This window comes from Stenotrophomonas maltophilia group sp. RY12688 (assembly GCF_052149045.1).
GTDB classification, from domain to species: domain Bacteria; phylum Pseudomonadota; class Gammaproteobacteria; order Xanthomonadales; family Xanthomonadaceae; genus Stenotrophomonas; species Stenotrophomonas sepilia.
The window spans coordinates 3,646,237-3,667,941 of sequence record NZ_CP197389.1; the positions used below are offsets into that span (position 1 = coordinate 3,646,237).

16 protein-coding genes are annotated in these 21,705 nt (G+C 67.3%); 6 read left to right on the plus strand and 10 right to left on the minus strand.

Annotated elements, in window-relative coordinates:
- Positions 1–61 precede the first annotated feature (61 nt).
- Positions 62–496 carry a hypothetical protein gene (locus ACS0OT_RS16915; protein WP_235646249.1) on the plus strand — a complete coding sequence of 145 codons (435 nt, stop codon included), beginning with the start codon at positions 62–64 and terminating at the stop codon, positions 494–496.
- Between the two features lie 102 nt (positions 497–598).
- On the opposite strand, the gene ACS0OT_RS16920 is transcribed toward ACS0OT_RS16915, so the two are convergent.
- The 6 genes from ACS0OT_RS16920 to ACS0OT_RS16945 all read right to left on the minus strand — a co-directional run bounded on the left by ACS0OT_RS16920 (position 599) and on the right by ACS0OT_RS16945 (position 9,574).
- Positions 599–3,625, minus strand: a complete 3,027-nt coding sequence (locus ACS0OT_RS16920) for an autotransporter family protein (protein WP_262089862.1) — start codon at positions 3,623–3,625, stop codon at positions 599–601.
- Between the two features lie 298 nt (positions 3,626–3,923).
- Positions 3,924–4,991: an acyltransferase family protein gene (locus ACS0OT_RS16925; RefSeq protein ID WP_235648805.1), complete on the minus strand. Its 1,068-nt coding sequence runs from the start codon at positions 4,989–4,991 to the stop codon at positions 3,924–3,926.
- Positions 4,991–6,139 (minus strand): N-acetylglucosamine-6-phosphate deacetylase, encoded by a 1,149-nt coding sequence (gene nagA, locus ACS0OT_RS16930; RefSeq protein ID WP_134956164.1) that lies wholly within the window; start codon positions 6,137–6,139, stop codon positions 4,991–4,993. The genes ACS0OT_RS16925 and nagA overlap by 1 nt, the downstream gene beginning before the upstream one ends.
- Complete coding sequence (locus tag ACS0OT_RS16935) at positions 6,139–7,167, minus strand: SIS domain-containing protein (protein WP_005419331.1); 1,029 nt, start codon at positions 7,165–7,167, stop codon at positions 6,139–6,141. Before ACS0OT_RS16935 ends, nagA begins: the two co-directional genes overlap by 1 nt.
- Before the next feature lie 7 nt (positions 7,168–7,174).
- Entirely contained in the window at positions 7,175–8,242 is a 1,068-nt protein-coding gene (locus ACS0OT_RS16940) for a LacI family DNA-binding transcriptional regulator (protein ID WP_005411045.1), read from the minus strand.
- 39 nt (positions 8,243–8,281) lie between these two features.
- Complete coding sequence (locus tag ACS0OT_RS16945) at positions 8,282–9,574, minus strand: sugar MFS transporter (protein ID WP_005419333.1); 1,293 nt, start codon at positions 9,572–9,574, stop codon at positions 8,282–8,284.
- Between the two features lie 375 nt (positions 9,575–9,949).
- On the opposite strand from ACS0OT_RS16945, the gene ACS0OT_RS16950 reads away from it, so the two are divergent.
- The 3 genes from ACS0OT_RS16950 to ACS0OT_RS16960 all read left to right on the plus strand — a co-directional run bounded on the left by ACS0OT_RS16950 (position 9,950) and on the right by ACS0OT_RS16960 (position 16,242).
- On the plus strand, positions 9,950–10,966 hold the full coding sequence (locus ACS0OT_RS16950; protein WP_095378296.1) for a glucokinase family protein: 1,017 nt from the start codon (positions 9,950–9,952) through the stop codon (positions 10,964–10,966).
- A 143-nt stretch (positions 10,967–11,109) separates the two neighbouring features.
- Positions 11,110–13,773, plus strand: a complete 2,664-nt coding sequence (locus tag ACS0OT_RS16955; protein WP_053498210.1) for a TonB-dependent receptor — start codon at positions 11,110–11,112, stop codon at positions 13,771–13,773.
- 111 nt (positions 13,774–13,884) lie between these two features.
- A complete protein-coding gene (locus ACS0OT_RS16960) occupies positions 13,885–16,242 on the plus strand; it encodes a family 20 glycosylhydrolase (protein WP_139727674.1) in 2,358 nt (785 codons plus the stop codon).
- Positions 16,243–16,360: 118 nt separating this feature from the next.
- On the opposite strand, the gene ACS0OT_RS16965 is transcribed toward ACS0OT_RS16960, so the two are convergent.
- A complete protein-coding gene (locus tag ACS0OT_RS16965; protein WP_065178046.1) occupies positions 16,361–16,753 on the minus strand; it encodes a hypothetical protein in 393 nt (130 codons plus the stop codon).
- On the minus strand, positions 16,750–17,934 hold the full coding sequence (locus ACS0OT_RS16970; RefSeq protein ID WP_005419345.1) for a class I SAM-dependent methyltransferase: 1,185 nt from the start codon (positions 17,932–17,934) through the stop codon (positions 16,750–16,752). Before ACS0OT_RS16970 ends, ACS0OT_RS16965 begins: the two co-directional genes overlap by 4 nt.
- 59 nt (positions 17,935–17,993) lie before the next feature.
- Between ACS0OT_RS16970 and ACS0OT_RS16975 the strand changes: the two genes are divergently transcribed.
- The gene (locus ACS0OT_RS16975; protein WP_005419347.1) at positions 17,994–18,731 is read left to right on the plus strand and encodes a pteridine reductase; all 738 of its coding nucleotides are present in this window, start codon (positions 17,994–17,996) and stop codon (positions 18,729–18,731) included.
- 65 nt (positions 18,732–18,796) lie between these two features.
- Here ACS0OT_RS16975 and folK read toward each other — a convergent pair whose 3' ends face one another.
- Positions 18,797–19,282 (minus strand): 2-amino-4-hydroxy-6-hydroxymethyldihydropteridine diphosphokinase, encoded by a 486-nt coding sequence (gene folK, locus ACS0OT_RS16980; RefSeq protein ID WP_005419350.1) that lies wholly within the window; start codon positions 19,280–19,282, stop codon positions 18,797–18,799.
- An 89-nt stretch (positions 19,283–19,371) separates the two neighbouring features.
- Here folK and ACS0OT_RS16985 point away from each other — a divergent pair, with 89 nt between their 5' ends.
- The gene (locus tag ACS0OT_RS16985; RefSeq protein ID WP_065178043.1) at positions 19,372–20,115 is read left to right on the plus strand and encodes a 20S proteasome subunit A/B; all 744 of its coding nucleotides are present in this window, start codon (positions 19,372–19,374) and stop codon (positions 20,113–20,115) included.
- A gap of 74 nt (positions 20,116–20,189) precedes the next feature.
- Here ACS0OT_RS16985 and ACS0OT_RS16990 read toward each other — a convergent pair whose 3' ends face one another.
- Positions 20,190–21,701, minus strand: a complete 1,512-nt coding sequence (locus ACS0OT_RS16990; protein WP_139727678.1) for a hybrid sensor histidine kinase/response regulator — start codon at positions 21,699–21,701, stop codon at positions 20,190–20,192.
- Between the last annotated feature and the right edge of the window lie 4 nt (positions 21,702–21,705).

Consider the following 21,705-nt stretch of genomic DNA (forward strand, 5'->3'; position numbering starts at 1 on the left):
CAACCCGCACCGCCCGCCACCTTGCATCCCGCAGGTGGCCTTGCCTTGTGAGGTTGCTGCCATGAACACGCCCTACCCCACCTATCCGCGCCTGCAGGCACTGCTCGGTGCTGCATTGCCCGACCTGCAGCTGTCCACTACGGCAGCCGAAGCGCTGGAAGATGCGCTCACCGAAGCCGACGAACAGGCGCCGCAGTCGGCGTTCTTCGCCCGGTTGCGCGGCATCGCACACAGCCACGGAGCCGACGGCCAGGCGTGGCGCGAGCGGCAACTCAGCGAGGCGCGCGGCCGGGAACTGGCCGAGGCGACGCGCTGTCTTGCCGCATTGTCCGCCTGCGGCGGTGTGTTGCTGGCGGCGCAGTCGGCGCGGGAGATGGATGGTGCGCAGGCGCAGTGTCCACCGCAGGTGGAGGAAGGGCTGCTGCATGCGGTGGTGGTGCTGGCCGATCATGCCGGAGCGTTGGTGGAGCCGGATGCGTGCGCGCCGTTGTCGTAGAGCCGAGCCTATGCTCGGCTGCACTGTGCTCGTGGCGTCGGTAGGTTCAGTGCCGACCAAGGTCGGCACCTACCAGAGCAGGGTCCCCCGAGCGCAAGGGCGCTACCAGTCCGCGCGCAGCCCGATGTTGCCTTCGATGATGCGGCGCTTCTCGTTGCGGTCGCCGCCCAGCTCGCGCGTGTAGTCGGCCACGGCGTACGCACTGATGGTGCGGTTGAGGCGCCCGACCACACCCACGCCGGCTTCCAGCGCGCGTGAACGCTGCGAATTGATGATCACGTCGTCGTCGAAGCGGATGCGATCCTCGCCGGAACGACCATGCCAGTAATTCAGCTTGAAATACGGTTGCCAGCCGTTGTCGGCCAGCTGGTAATCGCCGGCCAAACGCAGGCCCACACGGCCGGTCCAGGCGTTGTCGTTGTCGAAGCGCACGCTCGATATTTCATCGCGACGGTCATCCAGCGAAGTGCGTTGCCAGATCACCTGCACCTGCGGTTCCAGCCACCATGCGGACTGCCCGAAGTGCAGCAGCGGCTTGCCAGCCTCCACCGACACACTGGTGCCGTCGCCGCTCAGGCCGAAGCCGAGCCCGCGCGAGGAACGCGCGCGGCCGTCGTAGCGGCTCTGCATCGCCACGGCGTCGATGTAGGCACCGCTGCTGTCGGTGAACGTCCAGTACAGGCCCACGTGCTTGTCGTCCAGGCGGTTCTGGCCCACCTGTACGTTCTCCCAGCCCAGTGCCAGGCCGGTGGTCTTGCCCTGCGCGCGGGTGCGGCCGACGAACACGCCGATCTGGTTGCGGTGGTTGTCCGACGCCGCAGCCCATACGTCGAGGCCGGCCTGCAGGCCCATCACGTCGCCATCAAAGCCGGGCTGTGCATCGCCCTTCCAATGGATCTCGCTGCTCTGCCCCACCAGGCGACCCCAGGCGGTGCGGAATGCGCCCTGGTTGTACAGCAGGCGCTGTTCGCCCTGCCGCTCGTGGAAGGTACCGAGGCTGGCCAGCGAGGTCTCGCGCAGCAGCGGCGGCACCACCGCGTAGGCGGCGGTCTCCACGCGGTACAGCGGTACCACCGCGCCTTCGGCCGGGCGTGCACCCGGCGTCGGCGGCGCGCCGGTACCGGGCAATGCACCGCCGGCCACGGGCACGTCCGGCACCGCCGGATCGCTGGGCGGTGCCACCGGCGCCGGTTCCGGCGGCGGCGGCGGTGGTGCGGTCTCGCCTGCGGTCAGGTCCGGATCGATGGCGCCTTCGGGCGGCGGTGGCGGCGCCGGGGCAATGGGGGGCGGGGGTGCCACCGGCGGCGTCAGCGGCGGTGGGGTGGCGCTGCCACCACCGTTGGGTGCCGGCGTCGGGCCGGTCACCAGCGTCGAACGCAGGTACCAGTTCTCGCTGGTGCCGGCACTGACACCGCCCTTGAACAGGAAGTACTCGTAGGCACCGGCCGCGACCGGTGCAAACAGCGAGAACGCGCCCGGCGCGGTGCGGCCACCATTCAAGGCCTGCACCACCAGGATGCCGTCGGCCAGCGTGGCCGCGCCGCTGCCGCCGGCATTGAGTACGCCGATGCCGGTGGTGCCGGTGGCGATACCGCCATCGATCACCAGGCGATCGCTGGGCGAGTTGTCCGCGCCCAGCACGGTACGCAGGTACAGGCCCCCGCCGTCACCACGGTAGTTGCCACGCACGGTGAACACGTCGCCGGCGCCGGTACCGGTCAGGTCGATGCGCCCGGCATTGACCATCTCCACCAGTGCAGCGCTGTTGAATGGGCGGATGGCATGGCCGCCACTGCCCGCGTAGACGGTGCTGGTGTCGTCCACCGTGAGCGTACCGGTGCCGGTTGCGCTGTCGCCCAGCACCAGGTCGCCATCGAAGCTCAGCTCCGTGCTGTTGGCCAGGCTGATCGCCTCCCAGTTCTGGAAGCGGCCCACGCCTGCGGTCTTGACGTTGCTCAGGTTGAGCTGGTCGATGCCACTGCCCCCGTCGAACAGCGGCACCGCACCCAGGTTGCCTTGGTTGAGGTTGCTGAGGTTGGCCACGTCGTTGTCTGGGCCCATGTCGATCGCACCGTAGACAATGCCACCGCCGCTCCAGTTGAAGGTGTCATCGCCGGTACTGAGCAGTATCTGCCCGCGCACGGTACCATCGGTGATGGTCACGCTGTCGTTGCCGCCGCTGACGCTGATGTTGCCGCCGATGTAGGCCGTGCCCGAAATGATGATGGTGTCGGTGTCGAAGCCGGTCACCACGTTGCCATCAACAGTACCGCCGGACTGGTCCCACAGGTTCTTGTCCAGCTTCATGTTGACGCGGCCGATGCGGCCTGCGGTCATCCAGGCCTGGTCGCCATCTTCGAACGCACCGACGATGCGGCCACCGCTCATGCGGAAGGTATCGATGTTGTCGCCCTGCTGCAGCGCGCCGATCGTGCCGCCACTCATGACGAAATCATCGCGGCCACTGCCCTGCGCCACCACGCCGGTGACGGTGCCGCCGGTGACGGTCATCTGGTCATCGCCGCTACCCTGGTCGATGCTGTCGATGGTGCCATTGCCCAGCAGCAGCACATCGTTGCCATCTCCTTGCAGGACGCCGCCGCTGATGCTGCCGGCCTGCATCTCGAGGCGGTCGTTGCCCGAATCGAACTGTACGCCAGTGCGCCCGCTGATCGTTCCACGGTTGACCAACACGCTGTCGCCGGCGCCAACGAACTGCAGCGCGATGTTGTTGCCGGTGCTGATGCTGCCCGAATTCTCGACACGGCTGCCGCCACCGAGCTGGACCGCCACCCCCCCCACCGAACTGATCGTGCCGAGGTTGGACAGCAGGTGCCCGCCGGCCCCGACCAGCGAAATCGCACTGCCACCACCGCTCTGCTGCAACTGGGCACCGCTGGCGACGTTGACGCTGATGCCCGCTTCGCCGCTGGCTGTGATAGGCACCGTCTGCGGATTCGGCGCGTTGGCATCGCAGGTGACCGTCTGGCCGGTGACCGGCGCGACGGTGCTGCAGCCAGCCCAGGCGGCGCTGGCGGTCAACAGCACCATGGACGGGACAGCCAGTGCCTGAAGCACGGAAACGGTGAGGCGGCGCGGACGGAAAGCGCGCGGGACGGCACGGGTCATACAGTTCTCCTGGACAGGGAATCAGGAACTGCAAATGCACACTGCTGCGTGTGCAGTCTGGCGTGATGTGAACCGTTTCGATAGGTGAACTTGCGTGCGGGAAATCACATTTCGGATGTGAAATCGCCGGGCCCTCACGCCAATGTGATGTGGCTGAAATCGTTCATTTTTCCGGCATCCGGAATCACGCGCAAAGCATCCACGCATGGCGTGGATCTACTGATCCTGCATCGCCAATCGATTCAATCGTGGCACCTGGTAGATCCACGCCATGCGTGGATGGCGTTGGCGGATGGGGTCAGATCTTCAGGTAGATCTTCCGCCGGTCCAGCCACCATGCCACGCCCCACCAGAGTGCGACGAACGCCAGCGCCTGCAGCATCGATGCCAGCTCGAGCGCCTGCGGCATCGCGGCGGCCAGCTGCTGCCAGATCCAGCTCCAGGCACCGCTGGCCATCAACGCCACCGACATCACCGAGGCCCCCAGATACGCGGTGATCGCATTGACGCCGAAGCGCCGGCCCAGCGCCGGCCATCCCTTCAGGTCTATCAGCACGTGGCCCAGCCACAGCGCCAGCGCGGCCAGGCCACCGGTCCACAGCACGTAACTGGGCGTCCACAGCTGCTTGTTCAACGGCAGCACCCCGGCCAGCAACAGGCCCAGCACGGCGGTCGCCACGCCCAGCCCGGCCAGTGCCGTCGGACGCCCGCTGCGCAGCAGGCCACCGGCCAACAGGCCGAGCACGGTACTGCCCAGTGCACCCAGCGTGCTCAGCAATCCTTCCGGGTCATGGCCGAGGCGGGTATCGGCACGCCATTGATAGATCCACGGTGCGAACAGCGTGGTGTCCAGGCGGCTGGCCGGGTTGGTCCACGGCGCCAGGTCACCGACGCCCAGCAGCAGCACCGTGTACCCCACCAGCAGTCCAACAAGCATGCCGGCCTGCATGCGCGGCCGTGCATACACCGCCAGCACACCCACCAGCGCCGCGCACACGGCGATCCGTTGCAGCACCCCCCAGATGCGGAAGTGGTGTGTATCCAGCGCCCACCAGATCAGCAGATGCAGCAGCGCACCGGCCACCAGGATGCGCAGCGCGCGCTCCAGCACACCGCGCGCCAGTGCAGGACGCGCAGCGGCATCCAGCGCGCGCGGTGCCACGCTGAAGGCCATCGACACGCCCACCAGGAACAGGAAGAACGGGAACACCAGATCGGTAGGCGTGCAGCCATGCCATTCCGAATGGCGCAGCGGCGCGAACACTGCACTCCAGTCGCCTGGATTGTTGACCAGCAGCATCGCCGCCACGGTGATGCCGCGCAGGGCATCGATCGAGCCCAGACGGCGTGGCGGCGTACTGTTCATCAGGCGGCCTCGTACTGTCCGGCAATCCAGGTGCCACGTACCTGCAGGGCGTCATCCAGCAGCACCAGGTCGGCCTGGTAGCCCTCGGCGATGTGGCCCAGGCGGTCGTCGACATTGAGGAACTGCGCCGGGTAGGTCGAAGCCATGCGCGCGGCTTCGGCCAGCGGCTGGCCGAGCAGCTGCACGGTGTTGCGCACCGCCGTGGCCATGTCCAGCGCCGAGCCCGCCAGCGAACCGGCGGCATTGCGCACCACGCCGTCGATGGCGGTGATGGTTTCGCCGTACAGCACGTAGCTGGGATCATCCGCACCGACCGGCGGCATCGCATCGGTCACCAGCAGCAGGCGGCCGCGCGGCTTGGCCGCCAGTGCCACCCGCAGGCTGGCCGGATGCACGTGCACGCCATCGACGATGATGCCGATCCAGCTGTCGCGGTCTTCCAGCGCAGCGCCCACCGCGCCGGGCTCACGGCCCTGCAGCGGCGACATCGCGTTGTACAGATGGGTGAAGCCACGCACACCGGCATCCAGGCCGGCGCGGATCTCTTCGTAGGTGCCTGCGGTGTGGCCGGCGGCCACGATCACGCCACGTTCGACCAGCGCGCGGATGGTCTCCAGCGGCACGCGCTCCGGCGCCAGGGTCAGCAGGGTCACCCCGTTGTCCAGCGACGCGGCCAGCGCGATCTCTTCTTCGTCCGGCACGCGGAACTTGCTGGCATCGTGCGTGCCCTTGCGCGTCGGCGCGATGTAGGGCCCTTCGAGATGGATGCCGATCACGCCCGGCACGCCCTGCGCGATCGCCTCGCGCATCGCACCGATGGCTTCGCGCATCACCGCCACGTCATCGCTGATCAGCGTGGGCAGCATCGCGGTGGTACCGAAGCGGCGGTGAGCCTGCGCGATGGTACGCAGCGAGGCAACATCGGGCGTGTTGTTGAACAACGCGCCGCCACCGCCATTGACCTGCACGTCGATGAAGCCGGGCAGCAGCCAGCCGCCGCCCAGGTCCACCTGCTCGGCAGCATGGCCAAGCTGTGGTGCGGCGTCGGGCAACAGAGCGGTGATCTGCCCGTTTTCGATCACCACCGCCAGGTCATCGCGGAAATCATCGCCGGCGAGAATGCGGGCGTTGCGCAGCACCGTTGCCATCACACCGTCTCCGTAACCTTGTTCAGATGCGGCGGCAGATCCGGGTTGAAGCCACGACGCAGCGCCAGCGCATTGATCGCGCGATAGAAGCTCTGCACGGTCAGCAGCGGTGCGCACAGCGGGTGCGGTGCGGCCGCCACCGGCAGGTTGCCGCCGGCCCCGGCCAGCCACACCTGCGCGCCCCGTGCAGAAAATTCCTCGACCACCGCGCGGGTGCCGGCGCCGGTTTCGTCGGGCTGGGCGAAGGCCAGCACCGGGAAGCCGCGGTCGACCAGCGCCATCGGGCCATGCTTCACTTCGGCCGAGCTGTAGGCTTCGGCGTGCAGGCTGCAGGTTTCCTTGAACTTCAGCGCCGCTTCCTGCGCCGCGCCCAAGCCCAGGCCACGGCCGAGCACGAACAGGTTGGTGGCCTCGACCAGGCCTTCGGTCACCGCACTCCAGTCGCACTGCCAGGCTTCACGCATCGCGTCCGGCAGCAGGTCCAGCGCGTTGCGCAGGCTGCTGTCCTGCTTCCAGTAGGCGGCCAGCTGCAGCAGTGCAGCCAGCGAGGCCAGGTAGCTCTTGGTCGCCGCCACGCTCTTTTCGGCACCGGCATGCAGCGGAATGACCGTGTCGGCCAGCTGCGCCAGCGGCGAATCCTCGACGTTGACCAGCGCGATCACGCGTGCGCCAGCGGCCTTGGCCGCCTCGGCGTTGCGCAGCAGGTCCGGGCTCTTGCCCGACTGCGAAATGACGATGAACAGCGCACCGCGCAGCTGCAGCGGTGCGGCATAGACCGACCCCACCGACGGCGAGGCCGACGCAACCACCAGGCCCAGCTGGGTTTCCAGCAGGTACTTGCCGTAGGTGGCGGCATGGTCGGAGCTGCCGCGTGCACAGGTGACCACGAACGGCGGCGGCGCCGCGCGCAGGCTGGCGGCCAGGGTTTCCAGGGTGGCGTGGTTGCGCGAGAACTGGCGGGCAACCACGTCGGCCGCTTCGGCGGCCTCGGCGAACATCAGGGTGGACGTGGGGTCTGACAGCGACATGGCGGGCTCAGGCAGGATCGGAAGGAAGGGGGCGTGCGCCGGCCGGGCGCATCGGCGCGGTCGAGCCGCGCACCACCAGCTGCGGCACGAAGCCCTGGTTGTGCAGCGGTGCCGGCGCATCGTCGTAGGCGTCGCTGCGCAGTTGTGCGATCAGCAGGCGCGCGGCGTGGCGGGCGATGTCCTCGGTGGCCTGCTTGGCGGTGGTCAGCGGCGGCCACGACTGGCGCGAGAACGGGCTGTCCTCGAAGCCGGCGATGGACAGGTCGTAGGGCACGTTCATGCCGGCCGACTTGGCGGCGGCCAGCACGCCGGCAGCGATTTCATCGTTGGAACCGAAGATGGCGGTAGGTGGCTCGCGCAGCGCCAGCAGGCGACGCGCCCCACGGAAACCATCGTCGAAGGTGTAGTCGCCCTGCACCACCAGGTGCTTGTCCACGGTCATGCCGTAGTCCTTCAGCGCCGCTTCGTAGCCGGCGTAGCGTTCGCCCGAGGAGCGGTGCGAGCTGCCGCCCCAGAGGAAACCGATGCGCTGGTGACCGAGCTGGATCAGGTGCTCAGTGATCTCGTAGGCCGCCTCGCGGTCGTCGACGAACACGCAGGCGCCGTCGGCTGGGTCTTCGGTGGCGGCGATGATGCGCACCAGCTTGATGCCACGCGCGGTCAGCGCCTGGATCAGGTCTCGGCGCTCGGACATCGGTGCGGTCAACACCAGCCCGGCCAGCCGCGAGCGCTGCACCCAGTCGGCCAGTTCATCGGCCAGCAACGGCGAGCTCGAATCACAGGGATGGATCTGCAGGCCGAAACCGGTCTCGCGGCACGCGGCCAGCACGCCGTTCTGCACGCCGATGATGTGGTACGGGTTCGGGTTGTCGTAGACCAGCCCGATCACGAAGGTAGTGCCGCTGCGCAGGTTGCGCGCGGACGGATCGGGCTCGTAGTCGAGCTCGGCGATGGCACGCAGCACCCGCGCACGGGTGGCCTGCATCACCGAGGGCTCATTGTTGATCACCCGCGAGACCGTCTTCAGCGAGACCTTGGCCTTCTCCGCAACGTCCTTGATGGTCGCTCTGCGCATGGGTTTTCCCTGGGGTTGGCTGCCGTCCATCATCGCCGATCAGGCCTTGTCCTGCGGCAGGCCGGCACGATGGCCGATCACCGAGTAGAACAGGATGTACAGGTAGCACGGCACCATCAGCAGCACGAACACCAACTGGAAGTCGATGTGCTGCTTGAGCACGGCGAACAGCTGCGGAATGATCGCGCCGCCGGCGATGCCCATCACCAGCAGCGCCGAGCCGGTCTCGGTGAAGCGGCCCAGGCCGCGGATCGCCAGCGGGAAGATCGCCGGCCACATCATGGCGTTGGCGAAGCCCAGCAGCGCCACGAAGGCCACCGAGACGTAACCGTGCGTAGCCCAGGCGCCCAGGCAGAACACCACGCCCATCACTGCCGAAATGGTCAGGTAGCGCGACTGCGAGACCAGGCCGGGGATCGCCAGCAGGCCGACTACGTAGCCGGCCAACATCGCACCCAGCGTCAGCGAGGTGAACATCTTGGTCTGGTCCAGCGGCAAGCCGAAACCGTGACCGTAGGTTCCGATCGCATCACCGGCCATGACTTCCACGCCTACGTACACGAACAGGCACAGCACGCCCAGCCACAGATGCGGGAACTGGAAGATGCTGCGGCGCTCGGCCGTTCCCGGTGCACCTGACGGCGTTGCATTGGCTTCGGAGGACTTGATCTCCGGCAGAGGCGAGAACAGCACGGCCACCGCCAGCACCACCAGCAGCGCGGCCATCGCCAGGTACGGCGCATGGATCTTGGCGGCGAATTCGTTGAGCAGCGCGACCTTGGTGACCGCGTCGGCGGCCTGCACCTGCTTGTCCAGATCGCCGATGCCGTGCAGCACCAGGGTGCCGATCAGCACCGGCGCCAGCATGCCGGCGATCTTGTTGCAGATGCCCATCAGCGCGATGCGGCGTGCCGCCGTTTCAATCGGGCCGAGGATCGAGATGTAGGGGTTGATCGCGGTCTGCAGCAGGGCGAGGCCGCTGCCGATCACGAACAGACCGCCGAGCGCGCCCGGGTACCAGCGCTGGGTCGCGAACTCACCGAACAGCGCGGCCCCCCCGGCCATCACCAGCAGGCTCAGGCTCAGGCCCTTCTTCATGCCGGTGCGGCGCAGGATCCAGGACGCCGGCAGGGCCAGGAAGAAATAGGACAGGTAGAACACCATCAGCACCAGGAAGGCACCGACCTCGCTGAGTTCGAAGGCCAACTTGACGAAGGTGATCAGCGGGCCGTTGAGCCAGGTGAAGAAGCCGATCAGGAAGAACAACACGCCAACGATGGCGATGGAGGTGGCCACGTTCGGGCGCGCGCTTGCAGCGGGGACGGCGGACATCAGGAGGGCTCCTGCGGCGACGGCCGCAGAACGCGGCGTCGGAGAGTGGCTGGGAACAACGTTGTCACATTCTTTCGATGGACAACGGCGGTTTGTCAACTTCCATGCACGCCTGCCTGAACCTCGTGCTGCACTGCGCAAGTCCGCCGCGGTACGCCCCGCTGAATGCGCGGCAGGCCTAGAGCCCCGTGCACCAATGGTTCCCACGTGAAACCCGCACTCACACCGTGTAAACGTTTACTGCGCGCCGCATTCGTTGCGACGCAGCAACGAAAGTGTCACGAACTCGTTGACATCGTTGTCAGCGCGGTTACAGACTCCGCCCCAATCGCCGCCCCCGATCCCCGGGCCGGCCCACCTGCAGCAGGAGCCCGCGTGATCGCCAGCCACCCCGCCCCGTCGCATGTCCTGTCCCGCGTCGCGCCCTCGTTCCTGGCCGCCGACGTCGGTGGCACCCATGTGCGCGTGGCCCGGGTCCAGGCCAGCGGTGACGCCGCCCATCCGGTGCAGGTGCTGGAGTACCGCAAGTACCGCAATGCCGACCATGCCGGCCTCAGCGCGATCCTGTCCGACTTCCTGGGCGAAGGCCCGCGGCCCACGCATTGCGTGGTCGCCAGCGCCGGCTATGCCCGCGAAGACGGCACGGTGATCACCGCCAACCTGCCGTGGCCGCTGTCGGCGCGCCAGGTGGAAGCCGAGGTCGGCCTGCAGCGGGTCTACATCGTCAACGATTTCGAAGCGGTGGCCTACGCCGCCGCGCAGGTGGACGCCAGTGGCGTGTTGCACCTGTGCGGGCCGGAGACCGCCGCGCGTGGCCCGACCCTGGTGGTCGGCCCCGGCACCGGCCTCGGTGCAGCGCTGTGGATCCCCACCGCGCACGGCCCGGTGGTCCTGCCCACCGAAGCCGGCCAGCCGACCCTGGCGGCCAGCACCGAACTGGAAATGGCCATCGTCCGCCACATGCAGCGCGACCGCGCGCACGTGTCGATCGAGCATGCGATCTCCGGCCCCGGCCTGATGAACCTGTACCGTGCGGTGTGCGCGCTGCAGGGGCAGGCGCCGACCCTGGCAAGCCCCGACGCAGTCACCGCTGCGGCCATGGCCGATACCGATGCGCATGCGCGCCAGGCGCTGGATGTGTTCTGTGGCCTGCTCGGCAGCACCATCGGCGACATGGCGCTGTTCTACGGCGCCCACGGTGGTGTCTACCTGGCCGGCGGCATCCTGCCGCAGATCCGCGAATACCTGCACGCCAGCACCTTCGTCGAACGCTACCTGCAGAAGGGGCCGATGGGCGAAGCGCTGGCACGCATCCCGGTAAAGGTCGTCGAGCACGGCCAGCTGGGCGTGGTTGGCGCTGCCAGCTGGTACCTGCAGCAGTCGGCCGCCTGACACCGCAACAGGCTTCAACGCAATCGCAGCACGCAGTACGTGGCACGCCAACGCACGGGACTTCGCCGCCGCCCCGCGCATGTCATCGCAACCGTAACCGAACACCGCCGCCGGCACCCAATCGAGTGATGAGGAGAGACATCATGAACACCCGCAAGACCCTGCTTTCGGCCGCCATCGTCAGCTGCATCGCCTTCAGTGCGCACGCGCAGCAGGCGGCCCCGACCGCCACCGATCTGGACACCGTGACCGTTACCGGCATCCGTGGCTCGATGGAGAAGTCGCTGGACACCAAGCGCGAAGCCAATGCGCGCGTGGAAGTGGTCACCGCCGAAGACGTGGGCAAGCTGCCCGCGCACAACGTTGCCGATACCCTGCAGCGCCTGCCCGGCGTGAACATCAGCTCGTCCAGCGCCGACGAAGGTGGCTTCGATGAAGCCGACCGTGTCAGCCTGCGCGGCACCAGCCCGAGCCTGACCCAGACCCTGATCAACGGCCACACCGTCGGCTCGGCCGACTGGTTCGTGCTCAGCCAGGGCAACAACGTCGGCCGCAGCGTCAGCTACTCGCTGCTGCCGTCGGAACTGGTCAGCTCGGTGGAAGTGAACAAGTCCTCGCAGGCCAAGCTGCAGGACGGCGGTACCACCGGTACCGTCAACATCATCACCCGCAAGCCGCTGGAGTTCTCCAAGCCGTTCACCGCGGAAGGCTCGATCGGCATGGTGCGCTCGGACCAGGCCAAGTCGAACGACCCGCAGTACTCGGCACTGTTCAACTACAAGAACGAGGAAGGCACCTTCGGCGTGATGGTGCAGGGCTTCAGCCAGAAGCGCGAGCTGCGCCGTGAAGCACAGGAAATCCCGGGCGGCTTCTTCAAGATCGGCGCCGGCGATCCGGTCGCCAAGACCAATCCGGACCTGATCGGCGTCAATGTGCCGGGCCTGCTGGGTTCGACCCTGTTTGAGCAGACCCGCGAGCGCAAGGGCGGCCTGGTCTCGTTGCAGTTCAAGCCGAGCGACAGCCTCACCCTGGGCCTGAATGGTTTCAGCTCCGAGCTGAAGGCCAACAACTACAACCGCAACTTCATGATGTTCGGCAACAGCTTCGCCAAGTCGCAGGCGCCGGATCCGGGCTATGTGGTCAAGGACGGCGTGCTGACCAACGCCAGCTACAGGGGCGTGCCGGGCACCGACTATGCGGTGTACGACATGATCTACCGCGAGTCGAAGGCCAAGTCGAGCTATGTCACCTTCGATGCCGACTGGCAGATCAGCGACAGCCTGACCGCCAAGTTCCAGGCCGGCAGCACCAAGGGCACCGGTGAGACGCCGCGCCAGTACATCGCCGAGGTCACCCTGGCCAACGGCGGCGGCGCCAGCTGGGCCACCCACGGCAATGGCTCGCCGATCGACTGGAACGTCGGCGGCGACCTCTCGCCCAACGGCGTGACCAGCTTCGGCACCTGGGGCAACCAGCAGGTCACCGCCGAAGACAAGGAGAAGTGGGCCACGCTCGACTTCAACCAGTACTTCAACGATGGCGGCGTACTGAGCTCGATCGACTTCGGCCTGCGTTTCGCCGACCACAAGCGCGAAGCGCTGTCGCCGGAAGGTGCAACCCCGGGTGACATCTGGAGCGCGCTGAAGAACGGTGCCACGGCCAACTACCCCAGCGGCTTTGCCGGCGACATCGGCGGCACCTTCCCGCGCAACCTCTGGTACTTCACCCCGGGCGCGCTGAAGGACGCGGTGACCAACAATTCCACCTGGCTGGCCGGCAATGATGGCCCGACCGGTCGCCACAACTATGGCGCCGAGTGGAAGGTGAAGGAAAAGAACTTCGCCGGCTACGTGCAGGCCAATTTCCGCGGCGACTGGTGGAGCGGCAACGTCGGCCTGCGCTACGTCAACATCAAGCAGGACATCGACACCTACAACGCCGTCAGCAAGGCCGCCGATGCCGATGTCAGCAGCCTGTTCGGCATGTGGGAGCGCCTGGCCTTCCAGAACAAGCGCAACCGTGTCCTGCCCAGCGCCAACATCAAGTTCGACCTGGACGACTCGCTGGTGCTGCGTGTCGCCGCCTCGCAGACCCAGACCCTGCCGGACTACTCGGCACTGGGCGCGTCCTCGTACGGCTCTGACCTGAACCGCACCGGCGGCGGCGGCAATCCGAACCTCAAGCCGACCCTGTCGACCAACCTGGATGCCAACCTGGAGTGGTACTTCATGCCGCGCGGCCTGCTGTCGGTGGGTGCGTACCACATGAAGCTGAAGGACTACATCGCCTTCGACGTGGTCTCGCGCCAGCTCTACAGCGAACTGACCAACCAGCTTGAGACCTACCAGATCTCCACCCCGATCAATGCCGACGGCAAGGTCACCGGCGTGGAAGTGGCCTACGAGCAGCCGATCGGCGAGTACTTCGGCATCAATGCCAACTACACCTACGCCAACGGCACCACCTCGCACACCTGGTCGGATGGTTCGCACAACCTGCTGGGCACCTCGAAGAACACCTACAACGTGGGTGCCTACTTCGAGAACGAGCGTTTTGGCGCCCGGGTCAGCTACACCCGCCGTTCCTCGTTCCTGATCAGCCTGTCGGGCACCAACCCGTATTACCAGGATGATTTCGGCACGCTGTCGGCATCGCTGAGCTACAAGGCCACCGATTGGCTGAGCATCAGCCTGGATGGCCTGAACCTCAACAACCCGACCTACAAGTACTACCAGACCGCGGCCATCCCGACCTCGTTCTACAGCAACGGTCGCCAGTACTACCTCAACTTCCGCTTCAAGTACTGATCCAGCGGCAGCAACATCGCCGAGTCGTGCACGCACGCCGGGCCTGGGTCATTCCGGGCCCGGCGTTTTTCATGTATAGCGTTCATCGCACCGTTCCAAGGAGTCGTTCCGATGGTCAAGCCTTCCCGCGCCCGGATGCGCAGCGCAGTGCTGCTGGGCAGCCTGCTCGCCCTGTTGCCGGCACTGCCCGCACTCGCCGCCGATCCCACGCCGGCCGCTGAAGCACCGGGTCCGCAGCTGCGTGCCGGCAGCCTGATGCTGATTCCCGCCCCGGCCACGGTGCAGCCCGGCCTGGGTAGCGGCATCACCGTACGCGCCGATACCGCGCTGCACGCCGAAGGCGAAGCCGCGCAGCGCGTCGCCACCCAGTTCGCCGACCTGCTGGCCCGCAGCGGCGGTCCGCGCCTTACGCCGGCCCAAGGCAAGGCGGCAGGCACGTCGGGCAGCATCCGCTTCCAGATCATCCCGACCTTCCGCGACAGTGGTGAGAGCTACACGCTGGAAAGCACCGCGCAGGGCGTGCTGGTGCAGGCCGGCAACGAAACCGGCCTGTTCTACGGCGCAACCACGCTTGCCCAGCTGGCCACGGGTGGCAGCAACGGCGTGCTGCCGGCGGTGCAGATCCAGGACGCGCCGCGCTTCGGCTGGCGCGGTTTCATGCTCGACTCGGCGCGGCACTTCCAGAGCCTGGACGAGATCAAGCATGTGCTCGATGCCATGGCCGCGCACAAGCTCAATACCTTCCATTGGCACCTCACCGATGACCAGGGCTGGCGCATGGAGATCAAGCGCTACCCGAAGCTGACCGAGGTGGGCAGCTGCCGCCTGCCGGCCGGCGACAGTGGCATCGATCTGGCCAGTGGCAAGGAGCATCCTTACTGCGGCTTCTACACGCAGGAGCAGATCCGCGAAGTGATCGCCTATGCCGCCAGGCTGCATATCCAGGTGATTCCAGAAATCGATGTGCCCGGCCATGCCACCGCGGCGATCGCCGCGTACCCGGAACTGGGTTCGATCAACACCCCGCTGAAGCCGATCAGCGAATGGGGCGTGTTCCCGAACCTGTTCAACGTGGAGGACAGCACCGTCACCTTCCTCGAGAACGTACTGGAAGAAGTGATCGCGCTGTTCCCTGCGAAGTACGTGCACGTCGGCGGCGACGAGGCGGTCAAGGACCAGTGGGAAGCCTCGAAACAGGTGCAGCAGCGCATGCGTGCGCTGGGCATCAAGGATGAAATGGCCATGCAGAGCCACATCATCAAGCGCCTGGAGACCTTCCTGGAGCAGCACGACCGGCGCCTGATCGGCTGGGACGAAATCCTCGAAGGCGGCCTACCACCGCAGGCCACGGTGATGTCGTGGCAGGGCACCGAAGGTGGCCTGGCTGCAGCCAGTGCCGGCCATGACGTGGTCATGTCGCCGGTGGGGTACCTGTACCTGGATTACCTGCAGACGGCCTCGCCGAATGAACCGCCGGGCCGCCCGACCCAGGTCAACCTCGGCAAGCTGTACAACTTCGAGCCGGTGCCGGCCGAGCTGGCGGCCGACAAGCGCCAGCACATTCTCGGCCTGCAGGCCAACATGTTTACCGAGCACACGCGCACCTACGCGCGCCTGCAGCACAACCTGTTCCCGCGCCTGGCCGCCGTGGCCGAGACCGGCTGGAGTACGCCGGAACATCGCGACTTCCGCGATTTCCTCGCGCGCCTGCCCGCGCAGCTGCAGCGCTACCGTGCCTGGGGCCTGGCCTACGCGCAGACCCCGTTCGAAGTGGGCGTGGACTACACCGATGATCGCGCGAAAAACTCCGTGACCCTATCGCTGGCCAACCCGCTGGGCTATGAAGTGCGCTACAGCACCGATGGCCAGCCGGTGACCGGGCAGTCGCCGTTGTACCAGCAGCCGCTGACCGCGACGCTGCCGACCACCGTGCAGGCCGCCGCGTTCTACCAGGGCCAGATGCTGGCCGCGAAGCCGACCATCGCCACGTTCACCGCGCAGTCGCTGCTCAGCCGCCGCAGCGATGCGCTGCTCAGCTGCGTGGGCAAGAAGGGGCTGGTGCTGCGCCTGGAAGACGACGGCCCGCGCGAGGGAACGCGTGCGGTGTTCAACGTCGACATCTTCCAGCCATGCTGGCGCTGGCCGCAGGCGCAGCTGGACGGCATCGGCAGCGTGGAGGTCCGCGCGGGCCGCATTCCGTACTACTTCCAGCTGGCCCACGATGAACCCAAGCGTCGCTTCGAAAAGGCCCGGAGCGCACATGGCGAAATGCTGATCCGCCGCGGTGATTGCACGGGCAAGGTGCTGGCTCAGGTACCGCTGCCGGCCACGCCCGATGCCGGTGGCTTCGTGACCCTGCGTGCGGCGCTGCCGAAGGGCACGCAGGGCACGGGTGACCTGTGCATCAACTTCACCGGCGATACGCGCCCGGCGATGTGGGTGCTGGATGAGGTCACGCTGAAGAAGTAACCGCAAGCCTGTCCTGGCGCAATCCATCCACGCATGGCGTGGATCTACTGTAGAGCCGAGCCCATGCTCGGCTGCCTTTCGGGAGGGAGCCGAGCACGGGCTCGGCTCTACAGGAACCTCAGCCCCGCCAGCGCATCAGCAGATCGCGCAACGGGGTCAGCGCCGTGGCCATGCCGGCCAGCACGCCGATCGTGTTGGCCAGCGCATCCATCGGGTCAGCAGTGCGGTTGCTGGTCAGCGCACCCTGCGCGAACTCGATGCCGACGCCCATCAGCACCAGCCCCACGCCCACCCACAGCAGCGGGCGCCCCGGCCGGAACAGCTGCACCGCGCTGCCGGCCAGGATGAAGTAGGCGAGGAAGTGCTCGCCCTTGTCGCTGTTTTCCGGCAGCGGGATCGGCGGTGGTGGGATCAGGCAGACCACGATCACCAGCAACACCGCCAATGTCCAAAGCGCGGTCCACAGCCGCTGCCGCCGCAGCGGCTTGATCAGCGGCAACGCATTGCTCACAGGCGCCAGCTCAGGTCGCCCAGTTCGAACGCCGGCTCGAAATCGACACCACGCTGCAGGCCGATGGCCTGGAAGCGCTCGCCCATCTCGGTCGGCAGGGTCAGCTTCTTCACCTGGTCACGCAGCTGGATGCGGCCGACCTCATCCGTACGCTCTTCGGCCAGCAGCAGCACCTGGTCCAGGCCGTTGCCGAGCAGGAAACTGGCCTGGCTGCAGTACCCCGCCAATTCGAAACCACCGTGCATGCCCGCCTCGGCCATCGCGGTGAAATCCACCGACGCGGTGATGTCCTGCAGGCCGGGCCAACGATGCACGTCGTTATGCACGTGGTGGCGGTAGAACGCGCGGACCGTGCCATCGTCGCGGTCGTGCTGGTAGAACTCGCTGCGGCTGTAGCCGTAATCGACAAACAGCATCGCACCACGCTGCAGGCCGCCAGCCACTGCCTGCAGCCAGTACGGCAGCTGCGGCAGCACCTCGGAGCGGTAACCGTCGGCAAAGGGCTTTTCCAGGTAACGCTCGATGTGGCGCACCGCACCGTTGAGCAGGATGTCAGCGGGCTGCGCGCCACGGATGAAGTTGCCTTCGCCATCAAGCTCGACGGTTTCCTCGTAGACCTCGCCGTCCCGGATCAGGAAGCGCGGGGTCGGCAGCGCGTCGATCACCTCGTTGGCGAACACCACGCCCTCCCACTCCTCCTCGAACGGGCGGTCGATCCAGTCCACGCGCGCGGCCAACTCGGCCGGCAGGTTCTGCTGCAGGCGCTGCTGCTGGCGCTCGCGCAGGTCGGCGCTGGGTTCGAGGATGGCGTAGCGCGACGGCAGCGCGTCCAGTTCGGCCAGGCGCAGCAGCACGGCCTCGGCGAATGCGCCGGTACCGCCCCCCAGTTCCAGCATGCGGGCCTGCGCGCCCAGCTGCGCGAACACCGGCGCCAGCGCATTGGCCACGCTGCCGGCGAACAGGCTGCCGAGCTCGGGTGCGGTGGTGAAGTCGCCGCTGCCACCGAACTTGCTGGCGCCGGCGCTGTAGTAGCCCCAGCCGGGGGTGTACAGGCACAGCTCCATGAAGCGCGAGAACGGCATCGCCCCGCCCTGCGCAAGGATTTCGGCACGCAGGGCGGCCGCCAGCTGGTCGCTGTGGGCCAGGGCATCGGCTTCGGGCAGGGGGAAGGTGGGCTGCATGGCGTCTTCGAATGCGGTGACAATGGTGCACAGGATAGCCGAGCCTTGGAGGACCCTCGATGAGCGATACCCACCCCGTGGTCCTGATCACCGGCAGCGCGCGCCGGATCGGTGCGGCCATCGCCCGCCAGTTCCACGCCTGTGGCTGGTCGGTGGTACTGCATGCCAACACCTCCAGCGCCGAACTGCAGCAGGCCGCGTTCGATTTCGACAATGTGCGGCCGGGCAGCGTGCTTGCGCTGCAGGCCGACCTGCGTGACGCCGACGCCCTGCCCGACCTGGTGGAACAGGCCGTTACCCACTTCGGCCGCCTGGACGCGCTGGTCAACAACGCCTCCAACTTCTATGCCACCCCGCTCGGCCAGGTCACGGCCGAGGCGATGGACGAGCTGTATGCGGTCAATGCGCGCGCGCCACTGCTGCTGTCACAGGCGGCCGCGCCCTACCTGCGCCGCCAGCAGGGCTGCATCGTCAACCTGACCGACCTGCACGGCACCGATCCGATGCGCGACCACATCGCCTACACGATGGCCAAGGCCGCGCTGGAGATGGCCACCCGTTCGTTGGCGCTGGAGCTGGCGCCGAAAGTGCGGGTCAATGCGGTGGCGCCCGGCGCGATCCTGTGGCCCGAACAGGGCAAGGACGATTTCGCCCGCGAGGCGCTGCTGGCGCGCACGCCTTTGGCGCGGATCGGTACGGTCGAGGAGATTGCCGAAGCGGTGTACTGGCTGGTGGCCGAAGCCAGCTTCGTCACCGGCCACACATTGCGCGTGGATGGCGGGCGCACGGTAAGTTGAGGCGCTGCCGGGATCCACAACAGGGTCAGATCCCTTTTCCCGCCGGGAAAAGGGATCTGACCCCATCACTCAAGGTCAACCACCTCGAACGCCTCGCCAAACTGCGCGTGCGCGCGCCACAGCGTGGCCAGGTCCAGCCCGCTGACCGGATCGATGAAGTCTGGCGCGATGTCGGCCAGCGGCTTCAGCACGAAGGCATGCTTCAGTTCGGGACGGGGAATGCGCAGGTGGCCGGGACCTTCCACCACCAGGTCGCCGTAGAACACCACGTCGATATCCAGGGTGCGGTCGGAGAAGCGCGGCCCGCTGCGGTCGCGGCCGTGCGCGTCTTCCAGCGCATGCAGCCAGTCGTCCAGTTCCTGCAGCGGCAAGTCCGTCTCGATCGCCACCGCGTTGTTGAGGAAGGCCGGGCCGTCGAAGCCGACCGCGGCGGTACGGTAGGCCGGCGAGACCTGCAGCGCGCCGAAGCGCTCGCGCAGGGCCGCCACCGCGGCGTGGAGGTAGCGGCGGGGCTGGACATTGCTGCCCAGGCTCAGGAGCACGGTCGTCATGCGGTTCAGGTGGCAGCGATGGGGGCGTGGACATGCCGTCGTCACGGCGGCCTGCCTACAATCCGGGACGCACATGATAGGGCACCGACATGACCTATTGCGTTGGAATCGAGGTGGACGAGGGCCTGGTCTTCGCTGCCGACACCCGGACCAATGCCTCGCTGGACGATGTACGCGTGCATCGCAAGCTGCACGTGTTCGAATATCCCGGCCAGGCAGCCTACGTGCTGATGGCGGCTGGCAACCTGGCCACCACCCAGTTGCTGGTGTCGCGCCTGGGGCGCGATGCCGACGAGCGGCGCTCACCCAACCTGCGCGACATGACTCACCTTTTCGAGGCCGCCGCGTACGTTGGCCAGTTGCTGGTGGACAGCCAGGTGCACAGCAGCCACAGTGAACATGGCCACGATGGGGTCAATACCCAGGCCACGCTGATCTTCGGCGGCCAGATTGCCGGTGAGCGGCCTGGGCTGTACATGATCTACCCGCTCGGCAACGCCATCGCCGCCTCACCGGAGACGCCCTACCTGCAGATCGGTGAATCCAAGTACGGCAAGCCGATCCTCGACCGCATCCTCAGCCCCGCCACGCGCCTGGAGGATGCCGCCCGCACGGCGATCGTCTCGTTGGACTCCACCATCCGTTCCAATCTGTCGGTAGGCCTGCCGATCGACCTGGCGCTGCTGCGCGACGGTGAACTGCGCATCGGCCAGCAACTGCGGCTGGGCGCGGATTCAGCGCTGTACGCCGATATCCACCAGAACTGGTCACGGCGCCTGGAACAGGCGGTGGACGCCCTGCCGCGGTTCCCCTGGGAAACGCTGGACCGGTAGTGCCGGCCGCTGGCCGGCAACCGCAATGATCCCACCGCACGGGGATGCCGGCCAGCGGCCGGCACTACCCTTTGTCAGCCCAGCGCCTCGGCCACTGCGCGGAACACCTGTTGCATCTGCAGCGGCTTGCGCAGTATATGGACGTCCACGCCGGCCGGGAAGGCATCGGCAGGCACCGCCACCGCCGCATCCTCCAGCACCAGCGCCGGGCCGCGATAGCCCAGCGCAGCCATCTCGCCCAGCAGCTGGCTGGCCGGCAGCAGCTTTGAGCCGGCGTCTGCAATCACCAGCGCCGGCATCGCCTCCTGCTGCATCCAGCGCAGCGCCGCCGGGCCATCAGAGGCCAGCTGCAGCTGATACCCCTGGCTGGACAGCGCGTTGCCGAGCAGCGACAGGCGCGTAGCTTCGCCGTCGACCACCAGGATCGACTGGCCACTGCCCAGGGCCACCAGCTGCTCGATCGGCTCGCTGCCGTCGCTGGCTTCGTGCATCGGCAAGCGCAGCTCGAAGCAGGTGCCCTGCCCCGGCTGGCTGCTGACATGGATGCTGCCGCCGGCGCCTTCGACGATGCGCTTGCAGGAAATCAGACCCAGGCCGGTGCCATCGGCCTTGGTGGTGAAGAACGGATTGAACAGGTGCGACAGCGTGTCCGCATCCATGCCGATGCCTTCGTCGGACACGCAGATCTGCATCCAGTCCACGCCATCGCGCTGCCCGGCATGGCTGGCGGTCAGGCTCAGGCGGCCACCGTTGGGCATCGCCTGGATCGCGTTGAGCGCCAGGTTCAGCATTACCTGCTGCAGTTCGGTGTAGTTGGCGTCGACCACCAGGCCTTCGTCCAGCACCTGCAGTTCCAGGCGCACGGCATCGGGCACGTTGCTGCGCAACAGCAGCGCCACCGCGTCGAACAGGCCGTCGATCTCGATGCGCTCGCTCGGCTTGCGCGAACCACGCACGAACGACAGCATCGACTCGGCCATCTCATGGCCGCGGCGGCCACACTCGGCGATGACGTCGGCCAGGTGGTGCAGCTGCGGATCCTCGGTGCGGGCCTTCAGCAGGTCCGGCATGATCAGCAGCGGCTGCAGGATGTTGCGCAGGTCGTGGCTGAGCCCGGCGGCAAGCAGGGACAGGCTTTCCAGGCGCTGCGCACGCATCAGTTCGGTTTCCACGCGTGCGCGCTCGACCGCACTGCGTGCATCGCGGATCGCACGCGCGACCGCCGAAGGCAGGCGCGCAGGCTGGTGCTTGATGATGTAGTCGTTGGCGCCCTTCTGCAGCGCCGCTACCGCATTCTCCTCACCCATCGTGCCGGAGACGAAGATGAAGGGCACCTCCGGTGAGGTCTCGCGCACGATGCGCAGCGCGTCGTCACCGGAGAACCCCGGCATGCTCAGGTCGGACAGCACGATGTCCGGCTGGAACACAGCCAGTGCCTGGCGCAGTTCCGCCTCGCTCTCCACACGCTCGAAGCGGGCCTCCAGGCCCGCGTCGAGCATCTGTTCGGACATCAGCTCGGCATCTTCCGGTGAGTCTTCCACCAGCAGGATGCGCAGCGCCCCCAGGGCGGGACCGGTCAGGGGCATGGGC